This is a genomic window from Mesorhizobium sp. M0227 (assembly GCF_040321855.1).
GTDB lineage: Bacteria > Pseudomonadota > Alphaproteobacteria > Rhizobiales > Rhizobiaceae > Mesorhizobium.
In genome coordinates this window covers 25,848-38,161 of the sequence record NZ_JAMYSJ010000025.1, presented here as the reverse complement: position 1 = coordinate 38,161, position 12,314 = coordinate 25,848, and the positions used below count along the sequence as shown (strand labels likewise).

Sequence of the window (12,314 nt, the reverse complement as noted above, 5' to 3'; positions counted from 1 at the left end):
TCAACTGGCCACGACCGAGCCGACGCCGGATAGCGAGGAGATGCCCATTCCCGACGGCGCCCGGGACTCACCCGCCCCGATGCAGAACTATGCCGATCTGCATCGCCAAGGTGCGCCCCGGGTCGCAGCGCGCAGCCAACGAGACGGTGACTGCCATCCTTGCCGGCTGCAAGGCTGACGCCGCATTCGGCAAATGCGGCACAAGCTATTGGCCTGCCCGGTGGTGGCCAGCGGCAATCGCGACCCCTTGCTGCCGCCGGCATGTTCGCGCGCAAGGTGGGCGCTCGGCGACGATAATCTCGTGCGCGTCGTGGGCATATGGTGGCAACCGGACGATGCCTTTCGATCGCTTGCGCGACGAGGAAATCGCCGATTCGATGCTCACCGAGATCGGCGGCAAGAACATCGAGAAGCCGCCTCAGCTTGAGGCCTGGCTGCCGCGCTGGGTGAAATTCCCGGCCGAAAGCTACCCAGCTGCGAGGCCTTCCTATTCGCCGATCTGTGCGCAAGGAAGCAGTCGCTGTTCGTGCGCGAATAGTCGATCAGGGCCCGAGCGGCGTTTTCTCGAGTACTGCCGCTAAGGACGCGCGCGCCGCTCCGGGCCGCGCCGGCTCCGATTGATCGTCTTGCCGAGCCAGTGCCGCGTGCGATAAATTCCAACGCCAATTCGCCCCCATTCGGCAGCCCCGCACCGCCCCGGATTGCTTGCTGAGGCGCCAGGCGCATGGCGCCAATTGTACATCCGGTTGCCGAGAGAGCCCGCGCCGCCGGCCCCCTGCATAGTGCCGCCTGCTTATTGTGCCCCCGATCGCGCACCCTCTCTCCATTGTGTCTCAGGGACCATTCCCCTGCGCCTGGCTTGACGACCTATGGGCGGATCCGGCCGGCCCGAAACCCTCGCCGGCAGCTTTTTTCCCCGCCGCCTGCGGCGGCTTCCTCGCGCCGCTTCGCTTCAAAAAAACTCCCCGCTCGGGTCCTCCGCTATCGCTGCGGCCGTGCCGGTTCCGGCGATCCGGACGCGCCCATCACGGTCCGCCATCGCAGGGGAATGGTCCCCTGCGAGCACCAAGAGGAGACTGAAAATGACCGCAATCGGATACGTGACCAAACAGGAAAACGGCGGCTACAAGGGCCAGCTCAAGACGCTCAGCGTCCGCGCCGACATCGACATCGTGCCCAATCAGGCAAAGAGCGCCGACACCCATCCGGACTACCGGGTGCTGACGCAAGGGGTCGAAGTGGGTGCGGCCTGGATCCGCACCGGCGAGACCTCCGGCAAGGACTATGTGAGCCTGTCGATTGCGGCCCCCGAGTTTGGCCCGCGCAAGCTCTACGCCAATCTGGGCCGCGCCGCCGGCCAGGATGACGACGACACTTACGCCATCATCTGGAACCCGGTCGACTGACCGGCCGACCCGCAAAGCCCTGCGCCGCCCACCGGCGCAGGGCCTCTCTCAGGACCCGTGAGGCCGCCGAAGGGGCGGCGAAAACTCGCCCCCCACTCTTCGCCCGTCCCCAAAACGATCTCGCTCGCCGATCCTCGCCTCGCTTGCCCGTAACGAACCGAGGATCATCATGGACGACGAAAACGAACGCGCAGCCCGCGCCAAGAAGGGCAGTCCGTTTCTCAACACCGCGCAGGCGGCCTTCTATATCGGGCTGTCCCAGCGCACGCTGGAGAAGATGCGCCTCAAAGGCGGTGGCCCACAATTCCGCAAGCACGGCCGTTATGTCCGCTATCACATCGACGAACTCGACGACTGGTCGAAGGGGCACGCGCCGGAGACCGCGCCCGAGGATGGCGCGCACGAATCCGGCTCGGCCGGTGAGGGAGGCCGCTCATGAGCCGGCGTCCCACCATCCGTCTGATCGGCAACCATCTGCGGCGCATTCGAGCCCGCAAGACGATCGTCGTTGCCACAATCGGCCTTGGCCTGATCGGCTTCGCCGCCTTCGGCAAACCATCGCCCTGGCTGGTCTGGAACGCCTCGGCGAGTGCGCCGGTCGGCCTCTATCGCGTCGCATCCGGATCGCCCGCTCGTGGTGATCTCGTACTCGTCCGCCCACCAAGACCGGTCGCCGATCTCGCCGCCGAACGCTTCTATCTGCCCAGCAACGTGCCGCTGGTCAAGCGCCTTGCGGCGCTGCCCGGCGAGCATGTCTGCACCTTCGGCGACGCCATCATCATCGGCGGCGAGATAGCCGCGCGCCGGCTTGCAACCGACACGCAGCACCGTCCGCTGCCTTGGTGGAATGCATGCCGAAAACTCGCCGCCGACGAGGTTTTCCTGCTCGGCAGCGATAAAGATCGCTCGTTCGACAGCCGCTATTTCGGGCCGGTGCCGACCGAAAACATCATCGGGAGGCTCGTGCCGCTATGGACCGAGTGACCCTCCTTATGCTGGGCATGGCGTGTCTCGCACCATGCTCCTGTTCCGCCGCGACCAACACGAAGCCGGTCGTCATCTCCCATAGTCCGCAGCTTGCAAGATGGCAGCCCTTCGTAGCCGAAGCAAGCCGGCGTTTCAGCATTCCACAAACCTGGATTTATGCCGTCATGGATGCCGAAAGCCGGGGGCAGACGACGCTCAATGGGCGGCCGGTCACGTCGAGCGCCGGCGCCATTGGCCTCATGCAGGTGATGCCAGGCACCTACGAGGAGTTGCGCGCAGAGCTTGGCCTGGGAGCCGCCCCGCACGACCCTCGCGACAACATTCTGGCAGGCACTGCCTATCTGCGCGCCATGTATGACCGCTTCGGATTTCCAGGCCTGTTTGCAGCCTATAACGCCGGGCCGGAGCGCTACGAGCAGCATTTGCAGCGCGGGCGACCGCTGCCTAGCGAGACGGTTTCGTATCTGGAAGAGATCAAGGCGGCGGGCATTTCGGCCGCCGATATGGACGCGCTCACCGGCAAATCCCATTCCAAAAGCGCGCCGGGAATCCCGTCCGGGCAGTCGCTGTTTTTTCTCCGAAACGGTGTTTCCGTGACCGGCCCGAATGGCCAACTCCTGGTGCCGCTCGGATCGGAGCGAGCAAGGTCAGGCCGGCCGGATCGCAGGTGAGGGCAGCGGCTACCGTGGTTCGGGCGGGGGCCAGGGGGGCAGGTGCGCGGAAGGCAAGATAAAGGCAGCGCCTCCTGGAGGCGGCCAAGTCTTTGTCTGCACATCTTTTTCCCAGGAGGTTGCCCCCGGGTCCAGGAGGGTCTGGCGCGCAAGCCTCTGAAATTGCTGCTCGTTCATCGGAGGCCGCATGCAGGATGACGAATTCACGCCGAAGCTCGGCAAAATTGGCTCGCGCGGCTCGAAGGCGGGCAAACGCTACGCTGGCCAGGTGCAGGCCGCGGTCAACCGAGCAGGCGGCAGGAGCGGACGCGGCAGCCGCTTCATCGGAAGCCGGGTGGGGCGCGGCGGGGCTGCTGCCGCAGTTCTTACACCGCGCGACCGCCACGCGGCGTTTCGGCAGCGACGCGCAGTCGTCAAGGCACGCATCGTCAAGCTGGCCGGCAAGGGAGTCGACGGCGCTCGTGCGCACCTCCGCTACCTCCAGCGCGACGGCGTCACCCGGGAAGGCGAGCGTGGCGAGCTCTACGCTGCCGACAATGACCGCGCGGACGGCAGGGCCTTTCTCGATCGCGCGAACGGTGACCGTCATCAGTTCCGCTTCATCGTCGCCCCTGAAGACGGTATCGAGTATGATGACCTGAAGCCGCTCACCCGGCGCCTCATGGCGCAAATGGAAGAAGACCTCGGCACCAGGCTAGACTGGGTGGCCGTCGACCATTTCAACACCGGCCATCCCCACACCCACATCATCGTGCGCGGCAGGGATGATCACGGCGAAAACCTCGTCATAGCGCGGGACTACATCTCCTCTGGCTTGCGCGAGCGCGCAGCCGAACTGGTTAGCCTCGACCTTGGCCCGCGCACCGACCGCGAGATCGAGCAGCGCTTGCGCCAGGAGATGGATCAGGAACGCTTCACCAGCATCGACCGGCAGCTGATGCGCATGCGCGACGATGAGGGGTGTGTCTCACCGGCCAGCCGAGACACCTTTCGCCAGACGCTGCACCAGGGCCGCCTGCGCAAGCTCGAGCGGATGGGCCTCGCCGAGGAGATGCCTGCGGGTCGCTGGCGCCTGGAGGATGAGCTCGAAGCCACGCTACGCCGCATCGGCGCGCGCGGCGACATCGTCAAGACCATCCATCGCGAGCTGACCGGCAAGGGGCTCGTCCGCAGTGCCGCCGACCATCTTATCCACGATCGATCCGACGGGTCGGCTCAAACCGTGGTCGGACGTGTCGTCGGGCGCGGGCTGGCCGACGAAATCACTGACCGCCATTACCTCGTCGTCGACGGCGTGGACGGCAAAAGCCACTATTTTGATATCGGCAAAGGCGAGGCCACCCAACCGACACCAGAGGGCTGCATAGTGCGGGTCAAGCCGAGGGACACCGGGCCAAGAAAAGTCGACCGCACAATTGCCGGCATCGCGACGGTCAACGACGGGCGCTACAGCATCGATATACATCTCAAGCATGACCCCTCGGCCACCGAACGCTTTGCCGAAACGCACGTGCGGCGACTGGAGGCGATCCGCCGTGCGACCGGTGGCGTCGAGCGCGAGCCGGACGGCACATGGACAGTCGCGCCCGACCATCTCAACCGCGTCGCGGATTACGAGCGTCAGCGAGCGAGGGCCCAGCCTGTTGTCGTTGACAAGCTCTCATCAATGCCGCTGGAGAGCCAAGTAGGCTTCGACGGCGCCACCTGGATCGACCAGGAGCTGGTATCAGCCCACCCTGAGTCCTTGCGCGACTCTGGCTTCGGTCGCGAAGTACGTCAGGTCCAGGCCCGCCGACAGCAGTGGCTGATCGCGCAAGGTCTTGCCCATGATGCGCAGGATCGGGTCATCTATCGCGCCAACATGCTTTCAATGCTGCGCCAACGAGAGCTGAACCGTGTTGCCAGTCAGCTCTCGGACGAACTCGGGCTCTCGTATTCTGAAGCGCGGCATGGCAATCGAATAGACGGAACGCTGCGCCGCTGCGTCGAGCTCGCCGGCGGAAAATACGGTGTCATCGAGAAATCGCGCGAGTTCACGCTGGTGCCTTGGCGGCCGGTGCTTGAGCATCATATCGGTAAGGAGGTGTCTGGCGTGGTGCGCGCCGAGGGGATTTCCTGGACGATCGGACGCCAGAGGAGCGGGCCCGGCGTTTCGTGAACTGGCTACAATTTATTTGTCCGCGTTGAAACACATACTCAGCCCAGACGGAGTTCCTCCGCCTGCTGCTTGCTCGCAGCATTCATTTGGCGGAGAGTCAGTGTTCTGCATTTTGTAGTTCGCTCTGTCAAAAAGCGCTGGGAATATGCATCATGTTCTGCGTTGACACGGAAGGCGCGCCGACAGGTGCTGCGGATCGGCTCCCGATGGGCTGCCAGCTAGAAAGGTGGGCTGACTCGTGACAGCGAAAGGGGCTCTGGCGGCCGCGGTACGGCGACGCGAGTTCTGGCATCGAGGATGAAGCCGCACTTCCCTCATTCTACTCGCAGGACCGGCAGACGCGGCGGTCGCCCGTGCGAGCAACCATGCTGTTGGCCCTGGCGTGAACTGGCAGTCCGTCCCGGGGGGACTTTGTAACGGAGAAAACTAGGCGGAAAGAGGCGCGCGGCCCGTCTCCCCAGCAACCCGCCTTGCGGATTCCTCCTCTGCCCGCTTCGCAGACGGGGATACCCTCCGCCCCCTTGCTATTCGTTGCCCGCCGCTATGCAAAGGACAGGCGACCTGAATCCGTGCTCAAGCCGATCTGGCGGCAGAGAGGGGGGTCTCGGGCGGAACATGGGATCCGTGATGGACATAATTGCCACGCGAATCCTCATGCTCGCCTAACCGGCCGGAACGATTTGCAATAGCTCGTTCCGTGTCCAAGCCCAGACAAGTCTTGGTTTTCTCACGGGCGCGATACAAAAGGCACAGGCTGGACTTGGCTGCCGGGGGCGGGGCTTGTCGACCGCTCGATTGAAAGTGAGATGCGAGGCGGAGAATCACCCATGTGCAGAGCGGCAAGGCGCTCGCCTATGTCCCTGTCATTCACCGTTAGTCGATGGTTTAGACGAAGATAGTCCGTCCATGTCGGCGTGCGGAATGTCTCGGTCCAAAGCGTCGACTTCTGAAGGTCTCGCTGGAGGGTCCAGTCCCGCGCACCGGCGCGGCTCTGAACGCGCCGCCTTTCGCGCATGCAGCTCAGAAATTCATCGATACTCTCCTCGAGTATCGAGTACTCCACCTTGATCACGATCGGACCGCTCCTGGGCTTCAAAGGGAGGGCCAGTTCTGGTGGCCTGAAGTCGACGGCCGCTTGATCCGATTCCTCCCATAGCCGCACCGGCAATAGCTTTCCCACAGCCGCGACCAGCAACAGTGCCGCTGCAGCACCTTCCAAAGCCCACGTCAGCGAATAGTACTGCGCGACAGCACCCCAGATCCAGCTACCCGCTGCCATGCCGCCGTAGGTCAGGGCGTAATAAATGGACAGGGTGCGACCAACGACCCACCTTGGGCTTGCCAACTGCACACACACGTCGGTTCCGGTCCAGGTGACAACCCAGCCAGCGCCACCGATTGCAAGCGCGATCGCCGCCACAGCCACCGACGATGTGAGGGCCATCAAAAGGCAGCACGTTGCGCAAGCAACGGATGCGAGCGTGATCAATCGGTTCTGGGACGTGATGCGTCTCAAGTAGCTGCTGCCAATGCCGGCGATGAAGGCGCCTGTGCCGAAGCCGGCCAATAGCACGCCGTACACAATTGGCCCTCCCGCCAGCTGGTCGCGAACCAGGAGGGGGAGCAAAGCAAGGATCGAGATGCTTGATAGCCCGAACAGGGTTGCACGCACGATCGCCACTCTGATCTCTGAGGATATCGCCGTGAATCGCATGCCATCATGAATGGCCGTAGTCATCCGCTCGCGCGGAAGAGGCGAAGAGCGAACTTGCCACTGTGAGCGCAAAACAGCGCTCAACGGGACCAGGTCACTTAGCGCAGCGAGGGCGAAAGCCGTAAGGGGGCCCAGCAAAGCTAAGATTACACCGCCCAGCGCCGGTCCTATGCTCCGAACCACGTTGTACCCCACCGACATCAGCGTCACTGCAGCGGGTATGTCGCGCTTTTCCAGGATATCGCCGACCGAGGCGTGCCAGGCTGGATCGTTCAAGGCAAAGCCGCATCCGGCCAAGAAACTCAGTCCCAGGATTAGCCATGGACTAGCAAAGCCCAGTCCCACAGAGAGTGCCAGCGCCGTGGATGCCAGTGCGATCAGGCAGTGTCCGGCAAGCATCACGCCACGGCGGCTGAAGCTGTCTGCAATGGCTCCAGCAAGGATCGACAAGAAGAACGCGGGCAGTGTCGATGCAGCCTGTACGAGCGCAACCATCAGATCGGAGGCTGAAATCGTGGCCATGAGCCAGCTTATAGCCACGCTCTGCACCAGCCAGCCAAGGCTGGATATCTGCGTGGCTGTCCAGATAGAACGAAAGACCGGGTTGTGAAGAGGGATCAGTGTGTTTGCCGCAAAGCGCGGAGGATCTTGACGCCGCATCACTTCTCACCTCCACTGAGTGTCGTTCTTCCGCTCATTTGCTTGCAGCGGTGCGCTCTGTGCACTGACTGCGTCACAACGAAGTTCCGAGATCGCGCTCGCAACAAGGACAATGTGGCATCCACGGTGCTGATGCGCGTTGAGGTACCAACCTGGCCGTTAGCTGATGGGTCCCGCAGCCCGCTTGGTGCGGTCAGTTCTGCCCTGCGACTCTTGGCTTTGGACGGTGCTAGCGCCCCGATGGCCGGCTTGTCAAACTGCCGTAGTGCCAGCACATCCATCCCATCTGTTGACCGCGATCTCCGACGAGGTTGAGCAGCAGTAGGTCAACGGCAAATCTGGGTATTTCCGCTTCCGGTCGAGCGCGTGGCCATCGTCCAGAAACCCGAAGACGTTCATCACCCATGCGACCACGCGCCCGAGACGATGCGACACGGCGATAGCGGTTCACCAGAGGACGTGCGTTCTACTCAGCAGGAACATTGTTCTGCCGATCGTCGGCTGCGCCAGCCGCCACATAAAGCGGCGCCAGAGTTCTTGCACCCGTCATTGGACTCCCGCTTTGAAGGTTTCGCCTAGGGCCTGCATCAGGTCATCGATAATGTCCTGAGGATGTTCAAGCCCTACAGAAATTCGCAGCAATCCGCCTGGCGCTTTGGACTTCGCACCTTCAACGGATGCGCGATGCTCTATCAGAGAATGCGTCCCGCCAAGGCTTGTCGCCCGGACAACAATCTTCAGGCGGCCGGCCACGGCCATTGCAGCATCGGCTCCGCCCTCGACGATAAAGGATAGCATCGCTCCGTAATGGCTCATTTGCCGCGTAGCAAGATCGTGTCCCGGGTCAGTTTGCAGGCCAGGAAAGAGCACTTTTTCGACGCGCGGATGAGACGCCAGGGCCTCGGCCACTTTCTGGGCGCCTTCGCAATGGGCGCGCATGCGGACCGGCAATGTCTGCAGGCCCCGCAACGCCAGCCAACAGTCGAAGGGCGCTGCGACGCTGCCCTTGTGTTTCTGGACCATCCGCAATGGGCGACCGAGGGGTGACGCGTTTGGGACAATGACGACACCGGCCATCAAATCCGAGTGGCCGCCAATGTACTTTGTCGCCGAGTGCATCACCGCGTCTGCCCCGATTTCGAGTGGCAGTTGAAGCACTGGGGTGGCCCACGTATTGTCCACCACCGCCAAGGCGTTTGCCTCGTGCGCGATTGCGCAGATGGCCGCAATGTCGACAACGCGGATCATCGGGTTTGACGGCGTCTCGATCCAGACGAGGCCAGTCCGCTTCGATGTCACCGCGGCGCGCAAAGCGTCCAAATCGCGCATGTCGACTGGGGCAAAGTCGAAACGAGACCCAATGTCGGTCTCTTCGATCAGCGAACGAATGCCGAAATACATGTCATCCGGCAGAACGATCCGACCCGCCGACGGATGGCTCTCGAAAACTGCAGCGATCGCGGCCATGCCCGAAGCGAAGGCGATGCCGTCTTCCCCTCCCTCAAGCGTCGCCATGGCCGCCTCGAACGCATTGCGTGTAGGATTTCCATCCCTTGTGTATTCGAAGCCGGACGGAAATGACCCGTTGACACCGCGTTCGAACGTCGTGCTGGTGTGCAGCGGCATGGATACGGCCCCCGTGGACGCGTCGACCCCTCGGCCGCAGTGGATCGCCTTCGTCTCAAAACGCATCGGTTATTTCCTTCCTAACGGGCAGTTGCAATTTCGCCCCGGTCATTATACTGACCGCAATAGGTGAGCCGAGGTCCTAAGTCAATATAATGACCGATGTTACGACAGCCTTTGATGCCGAGCAGGTCCTTGGGCAAGCGATAGCTGTTCGAATCCGAGACTTGAGGCGCGACCAAAATCTGACCCTGGATCGCCTGGCAAAACTGAGCGGCCTGTCCAAGGGAACCGTCGTCTCGCTGGAGCAAGGCAAGGCGAACCCTAGTATCGGCATACTTTGCCGACTGGCGGCGGCGTTTTCGCTCTCCGTGGCCGATTTGCTGAATGACGATCCTTCCACAGTTCGCCTTCCTATTGAGCCGACAGAGACGAGGACGCTTTGGACAAGCGCCAAGGGAAGCTTTGCACAACTTCATTCATCGACCTCGGGGCGCACGATGTTCGAATTGTGGAGCTGGGTCATGATGCCGGGCGACGTGTTTTCCGCAGATGCTCATAGTCCGGATACGCGCGAGTTGATCTCGGTCAGTCAGGGTGCCCTGAGCGTTGTGGTAGGTACCCATGTGGTCATTTTAAGCGAAGGCGAGAGTGCGCGGCTTGTCACTGACCAACCGCACGCATACGCGGCGGCATCTGATGTGCCCGCCCATTTCTCGATGGCGGTTCTTGAGCGTGGTGGACACCGAGATCCGGGGCACTCGTCGACGGCAGCGAAGATTCAGGAGCCCGTTCCGTAAGGCTCCGCCGATTACTAGCAACCGCACATTCGCGACAGGAGATAAACCGTTGTACGTTCCGCCTCATTTTGCCGTCCCTGATCAGAACGCCCTGTTCGAGCTTATCGAGAAACACCCGCTTGGTATCCTCGTCACCCAAAGCAAAGGCACACTGGACGCGAACCACCTCCCCTTCGAGCTTGACCGCTCGAAGGGAGACAAGGGCGTTCTCAATTGCCATGTCGCTCGCAAGAATCCAGTCTGGGAGGAAGTCGCCAATGGCGATGAGGTTCTCGTAATCTTCCGTGCGGCCGACGCTTACATCTCGCCGAACTGGTATCCAAGCAAGCACGAACTCCACAAGCAGGTGCCGACGTGGAACTATCTCGTCGTCCACGCCCACGGACGCATCACTGTCCGGGATGATGAGCGATATGTACGCCGTAACGTGGCGAAGCTCACTCATATGCAAGAAGCCTCGCAGCCTGCCCCGTGGAAGATGGGCGACGCGCCGAAGGACTTCATCGACACGATGGTTAAGGCAATCGTCGCCCTGGAGATCGAGATCACCGGCCTGGTTGGAAAATCAAAACTCAGCCAGAACAAAGAGGTGCGCGACATTCAGAACCCTGGTAAAATGCTGCGTGCCCAAGGGGCCATTGCGATGGGAGAAGCGATGCTCGCGGCTGCGGCGGCCAAATCCCAATAGCATTTGTCTTGTCCCGACAAAGCCGCTGGTGCCGGCCTCCGACGGGTCACCTAGCCCGCCTTGACGCACGGCAATAGCTTTTGACGGCCTGAAGCGACGCTGTGGTCACCGTTGTGATACTTTCCCACGCGCCTGGTCAGGCGGCAGGATTGCTCCGTAGTGGCCGACGGGTTCGTTTCAGGCGCCTGCGCCCCCTCGTATGTCGGCGACCACCCGCTACCGGTCTTGAATGAGGCGCAATCGCACGCGTTTCGAAGCCACGTACCTTGGGCGGCAAGCTCGACCATGCACTCGACGCAGCTCCCAAGTGGCCGCCGTCAACGATCTCCTTGAACCTGCGGAACTTGCCTGAAAGCACTTCTCTTACGGGAGATGATTGGCTATGTCGCCGAACCGATGATGGAGATGGTGGCGGGCGCCGCCCTAGCGATCAGACCCGCCTTGCAGCGCAATGGCTACCCGGGCCCGACCGGGAGATGCGGGCGGGACTGTGAACTGCGGAGACGGAGCGGATCGGCATGGAGCCGTGACCGCTTGCGGTCTGGCTCTGGAACGAGTTAACGAAGCGCGGACTTCCGATCGTGTCAAGCGCCGCCCTCTCGATGATGCCGAACAAATCGGGCCCCGACGAGCGGCGGGCCTTGCCAGATCGGACGGACCGGATGTTTTAAGCAGGTTCGCACCAAGAGCCACGGCACCTGTGTCGTGCGGGTGCTGCTGTCGGCACGCGACCTTCTCGTCAGCCTAGTAGGCAAAATCGAGAACAGATGCCTGGGCTTCTTGAGGCCTTCGGCGTCATAGTCGGCAAGAAGATCGATGCCCAGGTGATCCTACACATGCTCAGGATCCAGGCGACGCAGGTCTACCATGATCCGCTGCGAGCCGGCATCAACGACGTGCATGAACTGTCGAAGACACATGAAGCGATCGCCAGGGCCAAGACCGAGATCCAGCACCGCATGCTGACACACTACCAGCCGCTGTATTTTCCCGAGATCGATCGCTTCCGGGGGAACAGCCGCAGCGATTGGTTCTTTGCCTTCCTCGATGCCTTTTCGACCCCAGCAAGCATCACGGCGCTGACGAAGGAGGAGTTTGTGGCAGCAGCTTGGGATGTCGTCGGCCGCAAGGTCAGCAAGACACAGATTCTGATGGATATTTTCGAGACGGCGCGCCCATCGATCGGATTGCCGCTGCCACTTGATGCGCCTGCCATTCGCATGTTCCGGATGGTCATTGACGAAGCACGCAGCCTGATCCGGCACCGCAATGAGATCGAAGCACAGGCCGACGATCTGCTGCGGCACAGCCAGGATTACCAGCTCCTGCGACAAATCCCGGGCATCGGACCGATCAAGGCATTGACCGTCATTGCCGAAGCCGGCGATCTTCGCCGCTTAGGTCATCATCGCCAGTTTCTAAAGTTCTGCGGGCTGGACCTCTCGACACAGAAGTCCGGTCAATATCGAGGCCAGACCCTAGCATTCCTAAGCATACTGACCAGGGCGACCTCGACCCCCCCCTAATCACAGCGGTGAGCTCGCAGGCGGGGTCGATGAACACTATTGATTGGCCGAGCTTGAGCGGCATCTCTATCACATTGA

General features: G+C 62.1%; 10 protein-coding genes and 1 pseudogene. 9 read left to right on the top strand and 2 right to left on the bottom strand.

Going from position 1 to position 12,314, the window contains the following annotated elements:
• Positions 1 to 89 precede the first annotated feature (89 nt).
• From NKJ00_RS25605 to rlxS, 6 genes are all read left to right on the top strand, one after another.
• Complete coding sequence (locus NKJ00_RS25605; protein ID WP_352631713.1) at positions 90 to 581, top strand: hypothetical protein; 492 nt, start codon at positions 90 to 92, stop codon at positions 579 to 581.
• Positions 582 to 1,082: 501 nt separating this feature from the next.
• Positions 1,083 to 1,406: a DUF736 domain-containing protein gene (locus NKJ00_RS25600; RefSeq protein ID WP_023735798.1), complete on the top strand. Its 324-nt coding sequence runs from the start codon at positions 1,083 to 1,085 to the stop codon at positions 1,404 to 1,406.
• Positions 1,407 to 1,575: 169 nt separating this feature from the next.
• The gene (locus NKJ00_RS25595) at positions 1,576 to 1,845 is read left to right on the top strand and encodes a helix-turn-helix transcriptional regulator (RefSeq protein ID WP_023740428.1); all 270 of its coding nucleotides are present in this window, start codon (positions 1,576 to 1,578) and stop codon (positions 1,843 to 1,845) included.
• A complete protein-coding gene (locus NKJ00_RS25590; RefSeq protein ID WP_352631711.1) occupies positions 1,842 to 2,390 on the top strand; it encodes a S26 family signal peptidase in 549 nt (182 codons plus the stop codon). Before NKJ00_RS25595 ends, NKJ00_RS25590 begins: the two co-directional genes overlap by 4 nt.
• The gene (locus tag NKJ00_RS25585) at positions 2,378 to 3,064 is read left to right on the top strand and encodes a lytic transglycosylase domain-containing protein (RefSeq protein ID WP_352631709.1); all 687 of its coding nucleotides are present in this window, start codon (positions 2,378 to 2,380) and stop codon (positions 3,062 to 3,064) included. Before NKJ00_RS25590 ends, NKJ00_RS25585 begins: the two co-directional genes overlap by 13 nt.
• Before the next feature lie 187 nt (positions 3,065 to 3,251).
• Entirely contained in the window at positions 3,252 to 5,222 is a 1,971-nt protein-coding gene (gene rlxS, locus NKJ00_RS25580) for a relaxase/mobilization nuclease RlxS (RefSeq protein WP_352631707.1), read from the top strand.
• Positions 5,223 to 5,949: 727 nt separating this feature from the next.
• On the opposite strand, the gene NKJ00_RS25575 is transcribed toward rlxS, so the two are convergent.
• Both NKJ00_RS25575 and NKJ00_RS25570 read right to left on the bottom strand, forming a co-directional pair.
• Positions 5,950 to 7,596 carry an MFS transporter gene (locus tag NKJ00_RS25575; RefSeq protein WP_031203413.1) on the bottom strand — a complete coding sequence of 549 codons (1,647 nt, stop codon included), beginning with the start codon at positions 7,594 to 7,596 and terminating at the stop codon, positions 5,950 to 5,952.
• Between the two features lie 546 nt (positions 7,597 to 8,142).
• Entirely contained in the window at positions 8,143 to 9,288 is a 1,146-nt protein-coding gene (locus NKJ00_RS25570) for a trans-sulfuration enzyme family protein (protein WP_352604082.1), read from the bottom strand.
• Between the two features lie 89 nt (positions 9,289 to 9,377).
• Here NKJ00_RS25570 and NKJ00_RS25565 point away from each other — a divergent pair, with 89 nt between their 5' ends.
• The 3 genes and pseudogenes from NKJ00_RS25565 to NKJ00_RS25555 form a co-directional block, all read left to right on the top strand.
• Positions 9,378 to 10,022: a helix-turn-helix domain-containing protein gene (locus NKJ00_RS25565; RefSeq protein WP_352631704.1), complete on the top strand. Its 645-nt coding sequence runs from the start codon at positions 9,378 to 9,380 to the stop codon at positions 10,020 to 10,022.
• 49 nt (positions 10,023 to 10,071) lie between these two features.
• Positions 10,072 to 10,710, top strand: coding sequence for an FMN-binding negative transcriptional regulator (locus tag NKJ00_RS25560; protein ID WP_352631702.1), 639 nt, complete (start codon positions 10,072 to 10,074; stop codon positions 10,708 to 10,710).
• Between the two features lie 815 nt (positions 10,711 to 11,525).
• Positions 11,526 to 12,188: pseudogene (locus tag NKJ00_RS25555) on the top strand (transposase); the annotation flags it as partial.
• Between the last annotated feature and the right edge of the window lie 126 nt (positions 12,189 to 12,314).